Here is a 17,279-nt window from a genome sequence, read left to right on the forward strand (position 1 = left end):
CTTTCCCGCATGAGTCTCGGAAAGTATGGCGAGTCGATACCGCGTCTGGTCTCGGCTACGCTTTTAGACGTGCGCCGATCCGTGGTTAAGGGCGAGATGATGCTCTAATGCCATCAACTCTCGCTGTGACAGTGCAAATGATGTTTTGATCCTCAATGCAACCGCGTTCGCAGACAAAAGGTCGCCGTCGCGGTATGGATTCGTGTGGAAAAACAGGTTCGGGCTGCGTACCAGACACGCTGGCGCAAGGTCTGGTGGTGGAACCACGACAGCGGCCTGCAAGTCACACCCGCAGGCGCCCCAGATGCTCTGCAGGCGGCTGGCGCCGTTGATCTGCCAAAAGGAAAAACAATGACTCCATCCCTAAAGAAACTGATAACCCTGGGGCTGCTTATGGCGCCTCTGGGTGCCTTCGCTCAACCCGGCGCGTTGACTGAGGTAGGCATCGACAGTGGCCGCTTGAAAGGCAGCCAGTCGGGCGATGTCATCTCCTTCAAAGGCATTCCCTTTGCGGCCCCGCCGGTGGGTGAGAACCGGTGGCGTGCGCCTCAGCGTGTGAAGCCCTGGCGCGGAGTGCGTGAGGCGACTGCCTATGGCGCAGACTGCATGCAAAAGCCGATGGCCAGCGATGCAGCTCCCTTGGGCGTAGAGCCCTCCGAGGACTGCCTGTACCTCAACGTCTGGCGTCCAGCGCAGGAGACGGCAAACCGCAAGGCCACGCTGCCGGTTGTCGTCTGGATTTATGGCGGTGGCTACGTCAATGGCGGTGCTTCGCCGTCGGTCTATGACGGTAGCGCTTTTGCCCGCGATGGCGTGGTCTTTGTCAGTTTCAACTACCGGATCGGCCGCTTCGGCTTTTTCGCCCATCCTGCGCTGACGGCTGCAAAAGAAGGTCCGCTGGGCAACTATGGCTATATGGATCAGATCGCTGCGCTGCAATGGGTGAAGCGCAACATCCGTCAGTTCGGCGGTGACCCAAACAACGTTACCGTCATGGGTGAGTCTGCTGGCGGCGGCTCGGTGCTCAATATCACCACCACGCCACTGACGCGGGGGCTGTTTGACCGTGCCATCGTCATGTCAGGGGGCGGACGTTCCTTGATGGGTGAGCTGCATGAGATCAGCCGTGACTTGCCCGGCAATCCCTCCGCCGAGACCATCGGCAAGAATTTCGCCCGCAGTGTTGGTGTTGAAGGCACTGGTTCCGAGGCATTGAAGGCGCTTCGTGAATTGCCGGCCAACCGTGTGCTGGGCGACCTGAACATGATGACCATGGGCAGCAATGCCTCTACTTACGTGGGCGGACCGGTACTCGACGGGCGGGTCGTGGTGGGTACACCGGAGCAGGTCTACAGCGCCGGTCAGGAAAACAAGGTGCCCATGCTGATCGGTTCGACCAGCGCCGATCTTGGCTTTAATACGGCCAAGACAATGGAAGAGCTGTTCGCACCGTTTGGGCGTGAAGCAGAGCGGGCCCGTCAGTTATACGACCCGGAAAATACAGGCGATGTGCAGGCGGTAGGGGCCGCAGTTGCTATGGACCGGATGATGACGGAGCCGGCTCGTTTCGTTGCCAGCAAGATCTCCCAGCATGATCGCCAGGCATTTCTCTATCGCTTCTCCTACGTCGCCGATTCGCTGCGCAGTGAGACCAAAGGGGCGCAGCATGCCAGCGAAATTCCCTATTTCTTCAAAACGCTGGAAGCGCGGTATGGCGACAAGGTAACGGACAAGGATCAGGACATGGCCAGCGATGCTCACGCCATCTTTGTTAATTTCATCAAGACGGGTAATCCAAACGGTACAAATGTGGCGCGCTGGCTCCCGTTCAACCGTGAGGGCAATCTGGTCATGGATTTCGCGGCCGATGAAGGTCCGGTTCTTAAAGAGGACCCCTGGAAAGAGCGCCTCGACCTGATCGAGAAAACTCAGCACGCCAAACCGTAAGCTATTCGTCGAGCCGGTCATGGCCGGCTCGACATGCCTGTTTTCCCTGTTTTTCTCTCTCTGGCAACCCATCCGCCATCACACTTCGCAGATTGACAACCGTGCCAATTCTTCTCATAGTTTTGCCACGCAAACGTTTGCGCCATAACAAAGACAACAATGGAGTGCACCATGAACGCATCCCGCCCTATGCGGCTTCTCGCTGCTGCTGTTCTGTTTTCCACGACTTCCGCTTTTCTGCCCTTGTCCGCGGCTTATGCTCAGGATGCAGATAAACCCAAGGTCGCGCTGGTGATGAAGTCTCTCGCCAATGAGTTCTTCCGCACCATGGAAGACGGTGCCAAGGGTTATCAAAAAGAGCATTCTGACCAGTTCGATCTGATCTCCAATGGCATCAAGGACGAAACTGACACGTCCAGCCAGATTCGTATTGTCGAGCAGATGATCGTGTCCCAGGTCGATGCTATCGTCATCGCACCGGCAGATTCCAAGGCGTTGGTGCCCGTCATCAAGAAAGCCATGGATGCAGGCATCAAGGTCGTAAACATCGACAACCGTCTGGATCAGGACGTACTCAAGAGCAAGCAGCTTGACGTGCCCTTTGTAGGCCCGGACAACCGCAAGGGTGCCCGTCTGGTAGGTGAGTACCTGGCCAAGCAGCTCAAGGCCGGTGACGAAGTTGGCATCATCGAGGGTGTTTCCACTACCTTCAATGCCCAGCAGCGCACCGCTGGCTTTAAGGACGCTATGGAAGCGGCCAACATGAAGATCGTGGGTGTCCAGTCCGGCTCCTGGGAGATCGACAAGGGCAACGCCGTGGCCTCTGCCATGATGAATGAACATCCCAACCTGAAGGCGCTGCTGGCTGGTAATGACAGCATGGCCCTGGGCGCCGTCTCTGCCGTTCGCGCTGCGGGCAAGAAGGGTGAAGTGCTGGTGGTAGGTTATGACAACATCAATGCCATCAAGCCCATGCTCAAGGACGGCCGCGTTCTGGCTACGGCTGACCAGTACGCCAGCAGGCAGGCGGTCTTTGGTATCGACGCTGCGCTCAAGCTGGTCAAGGGTGAGTCCACCGGTGCTGTCGACGGTGTGATCGAAACGCCTGTCGAGCTGGTAACCAAGCCGTAATCCATCTTTACCCGCCGGGCTTTGGCGCGGAGTCGATCGTATTCGCCTCTGCACCGGAGTCTTGCGGGGCACCTGAGTTTTAAAGGAGACCGTCATGTCGGGCAGGCCAGTCCTTTCCATTACCGGCATCGGCAAGACCTATGCGCAACCCGTTCTGGGAGAGGTCAGCCTTGAGCTGTATCCCGGCGAGGTGTTGGCGCTGACAGGTGAGAACGGCGCCGGCAAGAGTACGTTGTCCAAGATCATCGCGGGGCTGACTCCGCCCACGACCGGGCAGATGACCTTTCTCGATCAGCCCTACACCCCCGGTAGCCGCACCGAGGCCGAGCGCCTGGGCGTGCGCATGGTTATGCAGGAGCTCAACCTGCTGCCGACCCTGACCGTTGCCGAAAACCTGTTTCTCGATAACCTGCCCAGCCGGGGCGGGTGGATTTCCCGCGGGAGGCTGCGTGAGCAGGCACGACTGGCCATGGCGCAGGTCGGGCTGGATGCCATCGATCCGGATACCCTGGTCTCTGACCTGGGGGTCGGCCACCAGCAGATGGTCGAGATCGCCCGTAATCTGATCGGTGACTGCCGCATCCTGATTCTCGACGAGCCTACCGCCATGCTGACGGCGCGCGAGGTCGACCTGTTGTTCGAGCAGATCGAGCGCCTGCAGGCCCGTGGTGTCGCCATCGTCTACATCTCTCACCGCCTGGAAGAACTCAAGCGCATCTCCCAGCGGATCGCGGTTCTGCGCGATGGCCGGTTGGTCGCCGCCGAGTCCATCAGCCGTTACAACACCGATCAGCTGGTAGCGCTGATGGTAGGGCGTGAGCTGGGTGAGCATATTGACCTGGGCGAGCGCCACATTGGCGCGCCGATACTGAAAGTGGACAAGCTGAGCCGTGCCGGCAAGGTCTGCGATGTATCGTTCGAGGTTCGCGCTGGAGAGATTCTTGGTATTTCCGGCTTGATCGGCGCGGGTCGTACCGAATTGCTGCGGCTCATCTACGGCGCCGACCGCGCCGACAGCGGGCGTGTTTTTGTGGGTAATCCGCTGCGTGAAGTCAACATCAGCTCGCCAGCCGAGGCGGTACGCAATGGCATCGCCCTGATCACCGAAGATCGCAAGGGGGAGGGGCTGTTACTCACCCAGTCCATCTGCGCGAATCTGGCACTGGGCAATATGCCTGCCGTTGCCAAGCGCGGCGTGGTTCAGTCTGCGTCCGAACTTGCGTTAGCTGAGCGGCAGATCAAGGCCATGCGAATTCGCAGTTCCAGCCCTCATCAGCCGGTGGGTGAGCTTTCCGGCGGTAATCAGCAGAAGGTCGTGATCGGCCGCTGGCTGGAGCGTGATTGTCAGGTGCTGTTGTTCGATGAGCCTACCCGGGGCATCGACATCGGCGCCAAGTTCGATATCTACGGCTTACTGGGCGAACTGACCCGGCAGGGCAAGGGGCTCGTTGTCGTGTCCAGTGACCTGCGTGAATTGATGTTGATCTGCGACCGGATCGCCGTGTTGTCTGCCGGCCGTCTCATGGAAACCTTTGACCGTAACGATTGGAGCCAGGATCGCCTCCTGGCCGCCGCCTTTGCCGGATACAGCAGCCGTGAAGCGATGCTGGGCGAAGCGGTTTCTCCCATACAGGAACTCTCCGTATGAACACTACCGTAACTCCGGCCGCGCCCAAGCGCAGCAGCAGTGTGTCCGGCCTGGGCACCTACCTGGGATTGGCCGGTGCCTTGCTGGCCATGATCGTGTTGTTCTCCGCCATGAGCAGCCATTTCCTGTCCTATAACACCTTCACAACCCTGGCCAATCAGATTCCGGACCTGATGGTGCTGTCGGTGGGCATGACGCTGATCCTCATCATCGGTGGGATCGACTTGTCCGTAGGCTCGGTGCTGGCACTGGCGGCCTCGGTCGTTAGCGTGGCTACGCTCAACTGGGGATGGGGCATTTTCCCAGCCGCGGCCCTGGGTATGGTTTGCGCAGCCTTGGCAGGCACCGTGACGGGCAGCGTAACCGTGGCATGGCGGATTCCTTCATTTATCGTCTCCCTGGGTGTGCTGGAAATGGCGCGGGGCTTGGCCTACCAACTGACGGATTCGCGCACGGCCTACATCGGTGACGCCTATGGTTGGCTGTCCACACCATTCGCCTTTGGGATTTCGCCTTCCTTTATCATCGCGCTGCTGGTGATTGCTGTTGCCCATGCCTTGCTGACGCGCAGCGTGTTTGGCCGCTATCTCGTCGCCATCGGCACCAATGAAGAAGCAGTGCGCCTGGCGGGTATCAACCCCAAGCCTTACAAAATCCTGGTTTTTGCTCTGATGGGTCTGTTGGCAGGGTTGGCCGCGTTGTTTCAGGTGTCCCGTTTGGAAGCGGCTGACCCCAACGCCGGCGCCGGGCTTGAATTGCAGGTCATCGCGGCGGTGGTGATCGGCGGAACGAGCCTCATGGGCGGACGCGGTTCGGTCATCAGCACGTTCTTTGGCGTGCTGATCATTTCCGTGCTGGCCGCCGGGCTTGCACAGATTGGCGCCAGCGAGCCGACCAAACGCATCATTACCGGTGCGGTGATCGTGGTGGCCGTGGTGCTGGACACCTACCGCAGCCATCGCGCCAAGCGCCGAGGCTAACCATGGCGACCATCAAGGACGTTGCGGCACTGGCCGGTATCTCCTATACCACCGTGTCGCACGTGCTCAATGGTACTCGCCCGGTTAGCCCCGAAGTACGCACCAAGGTCGAGGCGGCCATTGACCAGCTGGGCTACGTTCCCAGCGGTGTAGCCCGCTCGCTCAAGGCCAAGGCCACCAGTACCATTGGGCTGCTCGTGCCCAATGGCAGCAACCCGTACTTCGCGGAGCTGGCGCGGGGTATCGAGGATCACTGCGAGCGTAACGGCTACAGCGTCATCCTCTGCAACTCCGATGATAATAACGACAAGCAGCGCCGTTACTTGCGTGTGCTGCTGGAGCGTCGTATCGACGGCTTGATCGTGGCCACCGTGGGCGGCGACGGTGAGTTCGCCCAGGCCTTGGCCGCAGTCAAGGTGCCGATGGTGCTGGTCGACCGCCCGCTGGAAGGCGTGGAGGCGGATCTGGTGCAGATCGACCATGAAGAGGGCGGCTATCTGGCAACAAGGCACCTGTTGGCGTTGGGTCATCGGCGTATCGCCTGCCTGGGTGGACCTGCCGAAACGCTGGTCGCTCAGGAACGTCTGGCCGGTTATTGCCGTGCGATGAAGGAAGCTGGGCAGACGATACAGCCTGCGTGGCTGCTCAATACCGAGTTTACTAGCGCCGCCGGTTATACCGCTGCCGCACACTTGTTGGAAAAGAGTGCACCCACGGCTATTTTTGCCGGGAACGACATGATCGGAATCGGTATCCTGCGCGCCGCCGCCGAGCGCGGCCTGCGCGTTCCGCAGGAGCTGTCCATCGTAGGTTTCGACGATATTGCCGTGAGCCGCTACCTTTATCCGGCATTGACCACGGTGGGGCAGTCCATCCTGCAATTGGGCGAGCGCGCTGCCGGACAGCTACTGGCCCGGCTCGGGCAGCGGCACCGGCCCACACCCGAACATACCGTGGTGGCGCCTACCCTGGTGGTACGCGAGTCCACTGCGTCTATCGAATTGAACGAGAGTCCATAAGATGCAAGCAAAAATAGTGATCGTGGGGAGTCTGAATATGGACCTGGTCGTACGAACCCCCCGCGTGCCGGTAGGCGGCGAGACCCTGGCGGGCCGCAGCTTCGTGACAGCGCCTGGTGGCAAGGGTGCCAATCAGGCAGTGGCGTGTGCCCGTTTGGGCGCCCAGGTCACCATGATCGGCTGCGTAGGCCGTGACGCCTACGGCGAGCAGCTGCGCAGTGGATTGGAAGCCGAAGGCATCGAGTGCTCCACGGTCGAATCCGTAGAGGGTGTACCGACCGGTATCGCCTCCATTCTGGTCGATGATAATGGGCAGAATTGCATCGTGATCGTGGCGGGGAGCAATGGCGAGCTGTCGCCCGAGCACCTGACCCGCCACGACGCCGCATTGCAGGCTGCCGATGTAGTCATCGCCCAGCTGGAAGTGTCGGTCGCTACGGTCGAAAAGACGTTGACCCGCGCTCGTGAACTGGGAAAGACGGTCATTCTCAACCCAGCACCAGCCGTAGGCCCGTTGCCTGCTCATTGGTATGGTCATGTGGATTACCTGGTTCCAAACGAGAGCGAGGCCGGCCTTCTGACCGGTATTGAGGTTAACTCGCTGGAAACAGCCGCCCAGGCTGCCCAGCAACTGCTTGATGCAGGCGCCAAGCGTATCCTGCTGACGATGGGCTCACAGGGCGTGCTGTATAAGGATACCGAACGGCAGCAGCACTTCCCGGCGCAGGTTGTCCAGGCGGTGGATACCACGGCGGCCGGAGACACCTTTGTTGGCGGATTTGCCGCTGCCCTGGGTGAAGGTCTTCCATTGGAAGAGGCCGTTCGTTTGGGCCAGCAGGCGGCTGCGTTGTCCGTCACCCGTGCCGGAGCGCAACCCTCCATTCCCTATCGCCGCGAATTGAACATCTGAGAGCGCCCATGAAAAAGACTCCTTTGCTTAACAGTGCGCTATCCCGCGTGATCGCCAGCCTTGGTCATGGTGATGTGATCGTGATCGGTGATGCCGGCATGCCCGTACCGCCCGGCGTGGAATGTATCGATCTGGCTGTGACTCATGGCGTGCCCGACTTCGCCACTACGCTACGCGTCATCGTGAGTGAAATGCAGGTCGAGGCCCATGTCCTCGCCGAGGAGACTGTTGTCCAGCATCCGCCTGCCTTAGCTGAAATCCAGCGGTTAAGCGCCGCGGGCGAGTTGGGCAAGCGCCAGCTGGTAAGCCATGAGGACCTCAAGGCGCTATGCAAAAAGGCGCGCGTTCAGGTCCGCACCGGCGAATGCCAGCCCTATACCAATATTGCATTGATTGCTGGCGTCACTTTCTGAGACACCGGCAGGGCACGCTCACTGAGGCAGTCTATTCAGTGAGCGTGGCTCATGAATGGGGCAACCGTTGAACTGCCCCCTGAACCCGGATGACATCTCGTAGGCCGGCTTGCGAGAACGCATCACACCCCCAATGGGACGATGCGCTGCCAGGCCATGCCAGGGTGAGAACGCCATGCTGTCGTCTACTTCCCTGGCGCGGGCCTCCGTCCAGGTGGGCTGCGGATCGACTTCGATCCGGGCTACGGTGATATAAGGGCTTTCTTCCTCCGGCCACTGTGCTGAAGCATCCTCGACGGGCATCTTCTTCGCATCGGTAGCCAGCTGAACCCGCATCTCCCATACGCCACCCTGCCTGGCAAAGAATTCGCTTACCGCCTCGCGTAGCCCATTGGGTTTGCCGTTTACATTCAGCGGTGCGTCGGTCAGGGCCGTCAGCTCGGGAGAAGCAGGCGCCACGCTGAGTTTGGCGTAATAAGGGCCATACAGCAGGGGCACGCTGGTGTAGAAGGTTTCGCCCAGGATATGGGTTTCCGGATGGCCACCCAAGGATTTGAGCGTTGCACTTTCACCGCCAACGGCTTCGATTACCTTTTCAGTACCGCGCAGAACAGCCGACAGCGCTTTCTTGAGGCCCGGTGCCTTGTCGGTGGTTGCGGCCAGAAGCTTCAGGCTTTTCAGAAAGGCCTTTGGTGTTGCTGCCGAAAAAGCCGGTGCATTCACCATTACGAAATCCTGAGTCAGCTGGCCTTCACTACCCGGTAGGCGATCTCCCTCCACACCAATGACCTTGAGCGCCAACCCCCGCGGCGAGGAGACGCTATCGTCCAGCAGATCTCCAGGGTTGGTCGAAAAGCGCAGCACGACAGGGTAGTCACCCATCTTGGCAAAGACACCCTGGGCAAGCTCCGGTGGCAGACCTTCCAGTACCTTCAGACGTCCCTGCAACAAGCCATGGCTCTTGGCATGAACACTGCGTACGGCGTGCCCATAATCCTCGGAGGTCGTCTCGATGATCTTGCGCATCGTTTCGACAAGCTCGCGAGTGGTCTCGGCCTCATCCTCCGGGATCTGTTCAAATGATGGATCAAACAGCAGTGGGCGAATGGGAAGGGTGGTCGACATGGAAAGTCCTCAGCTCATCAGGGTGCGTTATGTGGCATCGTTGTTATGGCGTGCGTACTGGCCACAAGCCTTCCTAACTCTGGACAAGCCCTGCTATCGACTGTTCATGAATGGCGTTGATGAATGACAATAGATAGCATTTTGTATACAAAACCCTGGCTTTACCGTCTCGTTTGGAGCGAATCGAATCTTTTCCGCTGCACATTCCGCTTAAACGCAACAAAACGCTACGAAATAAAACCCTTCCTACTGGCCGCAGTCCGTTAAAGAACGGTCTACCAGAGGAGAACGTCATGTCTGCCCCAGCACTTCCCATGATGCCGCCGGCTCGTATAGCCCAGGTCAACGGTATCCAGATGGCCTATTACGAGGCCGGCCCTCGAATGACCGGCTCCAAACCAGCCATTCCCATTGTGCTCTGCCACGGTTTTCCCGAGCTGGCCTTTTCCTGGCGTCATCAGATCAAGGCGCTGAGTGAAGCGGGGTATTGGGTCATCGCGCCTGATCAGCGCGGCTATGGGCTGACCGATCGGCCCGAGGCTGTTGAGGCCTACGACATGGAGCACCTGACCGGTGATCTCGTCGGTCTGCTGGACCATCTGGGCGTGGAAAAAGCCATTTTCTGTGGTCATGACTGGGGCGGTCTGCTGGTCTGGCAGATGCCGCTTTTGCATCCTGACCGTACCGCCGGTGTGATCGGCCTTAACACGCCGTATTTGCCACGTCCGCCCGTCGAACCGATCGAGGCGATGCGCAAGCGCATGGGCGACGAGATGTATCAGGTGCACTTCCAGAAGCCCGGCGAGGCAGACAGCGTTTTCAACCGAGATGCCCGTAAAGTGTTCAGTTTCCTGATGAAAAAGCCTGGAGGAGACGAGGTCGACGGGGCGGGTATCGCAAAGGCCAAGGCATCCGAGCAGGGCTCAGCCTTTGCACTGGTGCGCTGGCTGGAGGCCTATCAGCCCGAACAGGATACTCGGGAAACTTTTCTGACCGAGGAGGAGTTCAACGTCTTTGTTGAAACCTTCAGCCGGACCGGCTTTACCGGTGGCATTAATTGGTATCGCAACATCACACGTAACTGGGAGCGTTCGGCCAATCTGCCGACGGAAATAAACGTGCCTTCGCTCATGGTCACTGCGGATCAGGATGCCTTCCTGCCGCCTTCCATGTCGGAAGGCATGGAAACGTACGTGCATGACCTTCAGCGAGGCGCCATCCAGTCCTCCGGTCACTGGACCCAGCAGGAGCGGCCCGATGAGGTCAACCGCGTCTTCCTGCACTGGTTGCTGCTGCGGTTTCCGCTAGAGGCCCGCTGACAGGGTAGGGCACCCGTTGATGCCGCTCAGGCTGCGACAGCTTGAGCGGCTCGCATGATTCGGTTGCGGCCTTGCTGTTTACCCTGGTAAAGCGCCTTGTCGGTGCGCTTGATTGCATCCTTCAGACACTCGCACTCGCCAATCACGCAGGTCGCCAGCGTGGCCGTCACCATGATGGTGGCACCCTCTACCTCTAAACGTATTGCGCGAATTTCATTCAAGATCCGCTCGGCAATCTTGTCGGCATTTTTGAGGTCGGTATTACGCATCAGGATCAAAAATTCCTCACCACCCCAGCGTGAGGCCACGTCCGTGCCTCTCACCGACGCGGCAATGACCGATGACACCTGCTGCAGGACCGTGTCGCCCACGTCGTGGCCAAAGGTATCGTTGATGTTCTTGAAATGATCTACATCCAGCATGATCAGTGAGATCGGCTTGAACGTTTGAGGGCTGCGGTACAGCCGCTGCGCCTCGCTGTGCAGGCGTCCGCGGGTATATAGATTGGTCAGGCTGTCCTTGTTGGCCAGGGTAAACAGGTCTGCCTGCATGGCAATCGAGCTGGAAGCCGTCAGGGCCGAAATATAGACCAGCATCACGATGGCCGAGCTCAGATTGAACAGGCTGAACAGCTCTGTAACCTTGGGGCTCAACATGAGCAGGGGTTCAACGGCGAAAAACAGATCCGTAACCTTGCCTATCAGTAGGCAAGTACAAATCAGTATGCAGGTTACCCAGCGCCAGAAGGGGGCAACGGTGTAATTGAACAAGGCAATCGGAACGATGCAGAGCAAGTAGTAGTAAAACCCGGTATGCCATCCTATGACCACGGTTGCGACCACGGCATGCATGACGATTTCCGACATCAGCAGCGTGCTTGTCAGTCGATAGCGCTTGGCCTTCAGTAACTGTAGGCAATAGAAGTGGATAGCCACGCTGCCAATATTGGTCAGCCAGAGGGCTTTGACGTCCAGCGCAATGAACGTCAACAGAAAAATGATGTGAATACCCAGCACCGCCCTGATGCCAAGCACACCCCTGCTCCAGAAGCGATCCGTTGCTGTTTCCAAAATCTGGGCGCGATCAGACGCCGAAAGATCACTATTCATTAAGTCCGACCCGACTTACACATGCATGGCGCTGCACGTTTCAGCCCGTGAAAGTTGTTACAGCGCATCGGCTGGACCTGGCAAGTCTTGAGCGAGAGCAGTTTGAAAAATAAGCCGCTTGATAAACGGCAGAGCACAGGATCCAACAATTAGTAAGGGTACGGGGCTTACAGTAAGCTAGCTAATAAGACACGCTTATCCCTGAGTATGAATAAGCCTATTGAACCGGCACCCCATAACGCCGGACACCTATTACCTGATGAGTATCGAGACGCAGCCCGAATGGCTTGCGTGGAGTTGATGTGTGCTGCCCAACAAACTGATCCTTGCCGTGCTGATTGTCGGCATTTCTGTCGTCGGCCTCAGTATCGGCGCCACCATTCCCGTCGTGGCGCTACGCCTGCACGAAGCGGATATCCCCAACCTGACCATTGGCATCCTTTCGGCCTTGCCGGCCGCCGGTATGCTCGTAACGGCCTTTATCGTCGAATGGCTCACCGCACGGCTTGGCCGCAAGCACATCTACCTGCTGTGCTTTCTTCTCTCCATGATCAGTATCGCCATGCTGGAAGTCTTCAGAACCGAACTCATCTCGCTAGGGTTATTCCGCTTTCTGATGGGGGTAGGGGCAGGGCTGATCGTTATTCTGGGGGAGGCCTGGGTCAACGAGATTGCCGATGAATCCAACCGTGGTCGTGTTGTCTCCCTGTACGCCACATTCTTCACCGGTTTTCAGCTGCTTGGGCCTGCCATGGTTTCCGCCTTGGGCCCGAGCAGTGCCTGGGTGACAGGCATCGTTCTGGCGATCTTTGCTGTGTGTTTGCTGGCTACCGCGCGATTTCTGCCCAACCCCATCGCCGGTAAGGCTACCGTCGAGGAAAAAACCTTTACTGTGTTGGGCTTTCTGAAGGTCGCCCCTGTGATCTGCGCAGGCGTCGTGTTCTTCTCCTTTTTTGATAGCGTCGTGCTGTCCATGTTTCCCGTGTTTGCCTTGAGCCACGGTTACGAGGTTGCACTGGCCGCACTGATGGCGACCGTTATTCTGCTGGGTGACACCTGCCTGCAATACCCGCTGGGTTGCCTGTCTGATCGCTTCAACCGCAACCACCTTTACCTCGGCTGCGGCCTGATTGCCTTGCTGATCGGCCTCGCGCTGCCCTGGTTGATCCAGATGCAAGCGTTGCTTTGGCCTGTGCTGGTCATACTGGGTGCGGTAGCCGGTGGCGTCTATACCTTGGCTATCACCCTTATCGGGCAGCATTTTCAAGGGCAGGACCTGATTACCGCCAATGCCAGTGCAGGGTTTCTGTGGGGCGTGGGAAGTCTTGCTGGTCCCATCCTGAGTGGCGCAGCCATGTCCGCAGGACCAAATGGTCTGCCACTGGTATTGGCCGCAGCGGCTGGCTTATTCGTACTGTGTGCCCTGAAGGCAAGGGGCGGACGTGCCCTCAGACTGGAGCAACATGATTAGAGATTCGATAGACGAGAGCCATGCGTTCTCGCAGAGTGGCTGATGAGCTTTGTTCCCCGGCAGACAGGGGCGCGGCTGCAACCATAAAAGCTCTTGCCAGCCTTGGCCGTGCGCAGGCTCATGGGCGCCGAGCAGAACGGGCAATTCTCCGCGTTGGCCTGCCAGGGTGTAACCAAAGGTGCATTGGCAGCAATGATCGAATGGTGCGGCGCGGGTTTTTGAGGTACTCGACTGCTGCGCAACCCTTCATAGACGCTCCAGGCTACCAGTACGCCAACAATACCCAGCATGATCGCGGCATCGCTGACGGAAAGTGCCCCGGCCGCCGCATCCTCGGCCCATGTCAGGCAAGGTAGAAGAAAAAGCACTGATCCAGTGAATGCCTTTTGCGTAAGCGGCATGCGTCCCATGACTCTATCCATTTGGCTGATGCGCGGCGCACAGTGCGCCTGATATGCGAGGGCTATCGGCAAAGGACATTCAAGCTTAAGCCGGAGACAAAAAGCCCCGACCAGCGGAGTGTCGGGGCTTTGTTTTGTCATCAATGAATGGGAGAGGTGGCATTCATGGCGAGAGCATGCAGGCGCTCATCAATGCGTCTCGGTTACCTTTTTCAAGTAACGCGGCTGATCAGGGTTGCAACCGCGCGCCTTGGCCAATGCCTCGGCAAGAACATAAAAGCTCTGGATCAGAGTGAAAGGCTCCAGCATGGCATGGTCGGTCCGGGCGCTGGGTAAATCGACGCCGTCATTATCCTCGGTTGCAACCACCAATACCTGGGCCCCACGCGCACGCATCTCTTGGGCGAACGCTAGCGTGCCGGCCTGCTCGGGACCTGCAGGCGCAAAAACCAGAACCGGATACCCTTCGGTAATGATCTCCATCGGGCCGTGCTTAACCTCTGCACTGGAAAAGGCTTCGGCCTGTATGCCGCAGGTTTCCTTCAGCTTCAGGGCTGCTTCCATGGCGATTGGCAGGGCTGGGCCTCTGCCGATGACCAGCATCCTGTCGGCCGGTGTCAGCACCTCGATGGCCCTGGACCAGTCTGCCTCCACGGCACGCTCCATCTGCTGAGGCAATGTCTGGAGCGCCTGTAGTAGGTCTGACCCCATATCCAGGTTGCGCTCCAGATAACCTACTGTCTGGGCGGCTGCCATCAGCATGGCAACATAGCTCTTGGTGGCAGCCACACTTTGCTCAAGTCCGGCAGGCAGCAAGACTTCACCATCAGCAATTGCCGCCAGAGGCGAATCGGGGGTGTTCACCAGGGCAGTGGCCCTAGCGCCGCGGGATTTCAAATAACGAACGCTGGCAATCAGGTCCGGACTCTTGCCGGACTGGGAAAGCGCCGCCACCCAGGCATTGTTGAAGCGCAGGGGTGGCTGATTGAGGCTGACCAGCGAAAGCGGCATGGAAAGGCTGGGAATGCCGATCCGGCACATCATTAGATGAGCGAAATAGGCGGCTGCGTGATCCGAGCTGCCCCGCGCCACGGTCATCATGAGATCGGGCAGATTGCGAGCCAGACGGTCTGCCAGTGCCGTAACCGCACTGTCATCGTCCAGCATACGTTGCAGGACGGCAGGAATGGACTGGGTTTCATTCAACATCAGGGACATTGCAGTTACCTTCGGGATGTCAACCTTCGGACGCTGTAGCGTCCGGTGTGGAAAGAAGCTCGGTTTGGCTCAGGATCTGCTCGGGGATAAAAGCAAGCCCGGCGGCATCCATAGCCATACTCAGCGCGCCCCATAGAGGCGCGTCGTGCGTGAAATGCGCCGTGACGATTTCAGGCGCAAAGGGAACAGTACGGTTGATCATGTGCTTGATGAGCGGGGCCAGCGTTGCCGCTTGCCGATAAAGCCCTCCACCAATGGCAATGCGGCCAACATCCAGGGCGATCGCCAGATTGGCCACCTGAGCGGTACAGGCAGCAATCCGCACATGCAGCGCCTGCTGAGCACGAGGCTCCTGGCTGGCGAACAGGTCGAGCGCCTGGTGGCCCGGCCCGAGCAGCTCAACGGCCAGCTGATTCAGGGCCGTTCCGGAAAATAGCTCCTCCAGCGGGGCGCCACCTTGCTCGTGGCTGTACCAGTCCGATACGCGCTCAGGGTCCAGAAAAGGTGACAACATATAGCCAATCTCCATGGCGGCGCCGTTATGCCCACGGATCAGCTGCCCATTGGCAATGGCTGCGGCAGAGAGCCCCGTGCCCAGATTCAGGTAGAGGGCATGATCGATACCTTGCAGGCTACCCCAACGTGCCTCGGCCAATGCACCGGCCTTGACGTCGTTGTCCAGCATGACCGCAGGCGTACCCAACCCTTGAGCAATCAAGCCGTGCAGGTCGAGCCCTTCAAAGCCGGGTGTATTAGGTGCCATCAGCAAGGTATGACCACGTACGACACCCGGGAACACGCCTGCCACGCTGCGAATGGTCGTTGCGCCGAGTTGCTGTGCACATTCCCGTGCGGCCTCAAGCAGGCGCATCAGGGCCGGCTCGCCAAGCAGGCCCTCTGCATGGGTCGCCAGGATCCGAGTCGCCAGCTGTTCGCGGGCGGGGTCATAGCAGGCAATGTGGGTTTTAGTACCGCCAACATCGATGGCCAGCAGTACGCCCTGATCAGGCATGGTGAGACTCTCTTTTTCAAGTGCTTGTGTCATGGCGCTACAGTCAGGAGAGCCGGTGTGTACGCGCCCACAGGAGATAGGCGCCGCCACCCACCAGCAGCCAGACCAATGACCACTGGATCGGGTAGGCACCGGGTGCGTTATGGTTGGAGGCCATGTAGATATAGACCCAGCCCACCAGCGCAATAACGGCCGGCACCGGGTAAAGCCACATCGCATAAGGCCGTTTCAGGTGCGGTTGGTTCTTGCGCAGCACGAACAGTGCAATGATCTGGGCAACAGACTGCACCAGAATCATGACGGTTGTCAGAAGCTGGATCAGCGTGGTCAGGTCGCTCAACCGGCCGATCATGAAGCCGATCGACGTCAGCACACCCATGCTCAGCAGCCCATACGTTGGGAACTCATGGCGGGCATGCACCTTGGCAAACGCCTGGAAGAACACCTTGTCCCTCGCCGCTTCATACGGCACCCGCGAGCCGCCCAGAAGCCCTGCGAACACTGAAGCCAACGCAGTGATCAGAATCAGAACCGTCACGACATTGGCCGCTGTAGCGCCCCATGTTTCGCTCAGTACCACCGAGGCCACGGATTTATAAGCCGCCGAATTGGGATCAAGCATGCGATGCCAATCCACGACGCCCAGTACGCCTACCTGCATCAACAGGTAAATGGCGAGAATGCCGAGAATCGAAAAGATGATGGACCTGGGAATCACGCGGCCCGGCTGGTCAACCTCACCGGCAAGGTAGGCCGAGGTGTTATAGCCCAGGTAGTCGTAAATGCCGATTGTTAGTCCTCCAGCCATACCAAGCCAGAAGCCACTGTCGGAAAGATCAAACGCCCCCTCGGGAAAGCTGAAGGCCAGCTCAGGGTGAAAGTGGGAGAGGGCTGCAGTAATGAGACTGCCAATGCTGATCAGCATGATCACCCACAGCACGATGCCCAGCTTGGCGACCGACTCGATCTTGCGCCACAACAGCCCGATGATCAGCCAGATAAGTCCCAGGCCAATCACATTACCTGCTGTCTGGCTCATGTCCGGCCAGAACCAGGTGAGGTATTGAACGAACCCGATAATTCCCGTGGACATGATCAGCGGAATGAATAGCATCGCCGTCCAGATAAACAGAAAGGGCATCAGCTTTCCCGTGCGTTTGCCAAAGGCCTCGCGCAGGTACACATAGGTACCCCCGGCACCTGGCAATGCCGCACCCAGCTCCGCCCATACCAGACCATCGCACAGGGCCAGCAGGGCGCCCAGTATCCAGCCGAGATAGGCCTGTGGGCCGCCCATGATGACAATCATGGTTGGAATGGTAATGAAAGGCCCCACACCACACATCTGGCTCATGTTGAGCGTAGTGGCGGGAAACAGACCAAGTTTTTTCTTGAGGCCGGAGGAAGGCTGGCCGGTTACGGGTGATGACGGCATAGGACGATCTCTTCGCTCGAAAGGTAAAGGATGGGCAGATGAAAGATTCTTCGTGACATCGATCGGCTCTACCGATTCGGCATTGTTGTTGTAGTGAAGGGATCGCTTTGGTCAGGTGAGCACATGCCAAACAGCGAACCA

16 protein-coding genes are annotated in these 17,279 nt (G+C 58.8%); 10 read left to right on the forward strand and 6 right to left on the reverse strand.

What is annotated here, in order from left to right; genetic code table 11:
- Window positions 1–351 precede the first annotated feature (351 nt).
- The 7 genes from GM154_RS04170 (at window position 352) to rbsD (ending at window position 8,048) form a co-directional block, all read left to right on the forward strand.
- Window positions 352–1,947 carry a carboxylesterase/lipase family protein gene (locus tag GM154_RS04170; protein WP_258019710.1) on the forward strand — a complete coding sequence of 532 codons (1,596 nt, stop codon included), beginning with the start codon at window positions 352–354 and terminating at the stop codon, window positions 1,945–1,947.
- A 171-nt stretch (window positions 1,948–2,118) separates the two neighbouring features.
- On the forward strand, window positions 2,119–3,078 hold the full coding sequence (locus GM154_RS04175) for a sugar ABC transporter substrate-binding protein (protein ID WP_010795716.1): 960 nt from the start codon (window positions 2,119–2,121) through the stop codon (window positions 3,076–3,078).
- Between the two features lie 94 nt (window positions 3,079–3,172).
- On the forward strand, window positions 3,173–4,726 hold the full coding sequence (locus GM154_RS04180) for a sugar ABC transporter ATP-binding protein (protein ID WP_219651088.1): 1,554 nt from the start codon (window positions 3,173–3,175) through the stop codon (window positions 4,724–4,726).
- Complete coding sequence (locus tag GM154_RS04185) at window positions 4,723–5,706, forward strand: ABC transporter permease (RefSeq protein WP_019365989.1); 984 nt, start codon at window positions 4,723–4,725, stop codon at window positions 5,704–5,706. Before GM154_RS04180 ends, GM154_RS04185 begins: the two co-directional genes overlap by 4 nt.
- 2 nt (window positions 5,707–5,708) lie before the next feature.
- Window positions 5,709–6,725, forward strand: a complete 1,017-nt coding sequence (locus tag GM154_RS04190; RefSeq protein ID WP_219651089.1) for a LacI family DNA-binding transcriptional regulator — start codon at window positions 5,709–5,711, stop codon at window positions 6,723–6,725.
- Window position 6,726: 1 nt separating this feature from the next.
- Entirely contained in the window at window positions 6,727–7,635 is a 909-nt protein-coding gene (gene rbsK / locus GM154_RS04195; protein ID WP_026003976.1) for a ribokinase, read from the forward strand.
- Between the two features lie 8 nt (window positions 7,636–7,643).
- The gene (gene rbsD / locus GM154_RS04200) at window positions 7,644–8,048 is read left to right on the forward strand and encodes a D-ribose pyranase (RefSeq protein ID WP_010795711.1); all 405 of its coding nucleotides are present in this window, start codon (window positions 7,644–7,646) and stop codon (window positions 8,046–8,048) included.
- 18 nt (window positions 8,049–8,066) lie between these two features.
- On the opposite strand, the gene GM154_RS04205 is transcribed toward rbsD, so the two are convergent.
- Window positions 8,067–9,173, reverse strand: a complete 1,107-nt coding sequence (locus tag GM154_RS04205; RefSeq protein ID WP_074822181.1) for a catalase family protein — start codon at window positions 9,171–9,173, stop codon at window positions 8,067–8,069.
- Here GM154_RS04205 and GM154_RS25570 point away from each other — a divergent pair.
- Both GM154_RS25570 and GM154_RS04210 read left to right on the forward strand, forming a co-directional pair.
- Window positions 9,172–9,300 (forward strand): hypothetical protein, encoded by a 129-nt coding sequence (locus tag GM154_RS25570; protein WP_258019711.1) that lies wholly within the window; start codon window positions 9,172–9,174, stop codon window positions 9,298–9,300. The genes GM154_RS04205 and GM154_RS25570 overlap by 2 nt on opposite strands.
- 166 nt (window positions 9,301–9,466) lie before the next feature.
- Entirely contained in the window at window positions 9,467–10,492 is a 1,026-nt protein-coding gene (locus tag GM154_RS04210; RefSeq protein WP_219651090.1) for an alpha/beta fold hydrolase, read from the forward strand.
- A gap of 26 nt (window positions 10,493–10,518) precedes the next feature.
- On the opposite strand, the gene GM154_RS04215 is transcribed toward GM154_RS04210, so the two are convergent.
- Window positions 10,519–11,601 (reverse strand): diguanylate cyclase, encoded by a 1,083-nt coding sequence (locus tag GM154_RS04215; protein ID WP_219651091.1) that lies wholly within the window; start codon window positions 11,599–11,601, stop codon window positions 10,519–10,521.
- Window positions 11,602–11,905: 304 nt separating this feature from the next.
- Between GM154_RS04215 and GM154_RS04220 the strand changes: the two genes are divergently transcribed.
- On the forward strand, window positions 11,906–13,072 hold the full coding sequence (locus GM154_RS04220; RefSeq protein WP_074822190.1) for an MFS transporter: 1,167 nt from the start codon (window positions 11,906–11,908) through the stop codon (window positions 13,070–13,072).
- On the opposite strand, the gene GM154_RS04225 is transcribed toward GM154_RS04220, so the two are convergent.
- The 4 genes from GM154_RS04225 to GM154_RS04240 form a co-directional block, all read right to left on the reverse strand.
- Window positions 13,069–13,482 (reverse strand): topoisomerase DNA-binding C4 zinc finger domain-containing protein, encoded by a 414-nt coding sequence (locus GM154_RS04225; protein ID WP_074822194.1) that lies wholly within the window; start codon window positions 13,480–13,482, stop codon window positions 13,069–13,071. The genes GM154_RS04220 and GM154_RS04225 overlap by 4 nt on opposite strands.
- A gap of 180 nt (window positions 13,483–13,662) precedes the next feature.
- A complete protein-coding gene (locus GM154_RS04230; RefSeq protein WP_219651092.1) occupies window positions 13,663–14,691 on the reverse strand; it encodes an SIS domain-containing protein in 1,029 nt (342 codons plus the stop codon).
- Between the two features lie 19 nt (window positions 14,692–14,710).
- Entirely contained in the window at window positions 14,711–15,736 is a 1,026-nt protein-coding gene (locus tag GM154_RS04235; RefSeq protein WP_258019712.1) for an ROK family protein, read from the reverse strand.
- A gap of 10 nt (window positions 15,737–15,746) precedes the next feature.
- Window positions 15,747–17,138, reverse strand: a complete 1,392-nt coding sequence (locus GM154_RS04240) for an APC family permease (protein WP_125887499.1) — start codon at window positions 17,136–17,138, stop codon at window positions 15,747–15,749.
- Window positions 17,139–17,279 lie beyond the last annotated feature (141 nt).

The sequence above is a fragment of the Pseudomonas sp. MAG002Y genome, from assembly GCF_019400845.1.
In the GTDB taxonomy this organism is placed as follows: Bacteria; Pseudomonadota; Gammaproteobacteria; order Pseudomonadales; family Pseudomonadaceae; genus Chryseomonas; species Chryseomonas luteola.

What these genes read in the sequence shown, in the direction of transcription:
- GM154_RS04170 (WP_258019710.1), top strand. Translation starts at nt 352, where the DNA reads ATGACTCCATCCCTAAAGAAACTGATAACCCTGGGGCTGCTTATGGCG.
- GM154_RS04175 (WP_010795716.1), top strand. Translation starts at nt 2,119, where the DNA reads ATGAACGCATCCCGCCCTATGCGGCTTCTCGCTGCTGCTGTTCTGTTT.
- GM154_RS04180 (WP_219651088.1), top strand. Translation starts at nt 3,173, where the DNA reads ATGTCGGGCAGGCCAGTCCTTTCCATTACCGGCATCGGCAAGACCTAT.
- GM154_RS04185 (WP_019365989.1), top strand. Translation starts at nt 4,723, where the DNA reads ATGAACACTACCGTAACTCCGGCCGCGCCCAAGCGCAGCAGCAGTGTG.
- GM154_RS04190 (WP_219651089.1), top strand. Translation starts at nt 5,709, where the DNA reads ATGGCGACCATCAAGGACGTTGCGGCACTGGCCGGTATCTCCTATACC.
- rbsK (WP_026003976.1), top strand. Translation starts at nt 6,727, where the DNA reads ATGCAAGCAAAAATAGTGATCGTGGGGAGTCTGAATATGGACCTGGTC.
- rbsD (WP_010795711.1), top strand. Translation starts at nt 7,644, where the DNA reads ATGAAAAAGACTCCTTTGCTTAACAGTGCGCTATCCCGCGTGATCGCC.
- GM154_RS25570 (WP_258019711.1), top strand. Translation starts at nt 9,172, where the DNA reads ATGGAAAGTCCTCAGCTCATCAGGGTGCGTTATGTGGCATCGTTGTTA.
- GM154_RS04205 (WP_074822181.1), bottom strand. Translation starts at nt 9,173, where the DNA reads ATGTCGACCACCCTTCCCATTCGCCCACTGCTGTTTGATCCATCATTT.
- GM154_RS04210 (WP_219651090.1), top strand. Translation starts at nt 9,467, where the DNA reads ATGTCTGCCCCAGCACTTCCCATGATGCCGCCGGCTCGTATAGCCCAG.
- GM154_RS04215 (WP_219651091.1), bottom strand. Translation starts at nt 11,601, where the DNA reads ATGAATAGTGATCTTTCGGCGTCTGATCGCGCCCAGATTTTGGAAACA.
- GM154_RS04225 (WP_074822194.1), bottom strand. Translation starts at nt 13,482, where the DNA reads ATGGGACGCATGCCGCTTACGCAAAAGGCATTCACTGGATCAGTGCTT.
- GM154_RS04230 (WP_219651092.1), bottom strand. Translation starts at nt 14,691, where the DNA reads ATGTCCCTGATGTTGAATGAAACCCAGTCCATTCCTGCCGTCCTGCAA.
- GM154_RS04235 (WP_258019712.1), bottom strand. Translation starts at nt 15,736, where the DNA reads ATGACACAAGCACTTGAAAAAGAGAGTCTCACCATGCCTGATCAGGGC.
- GM154_RS04240 (WP_125887499.1), bottom strand. Translation starts at nt 17,138, where the DNA reads ATGCCGTCATCACCCGTAACCGGCCAGCCTTCCTCCGGCCTCAAGAAA.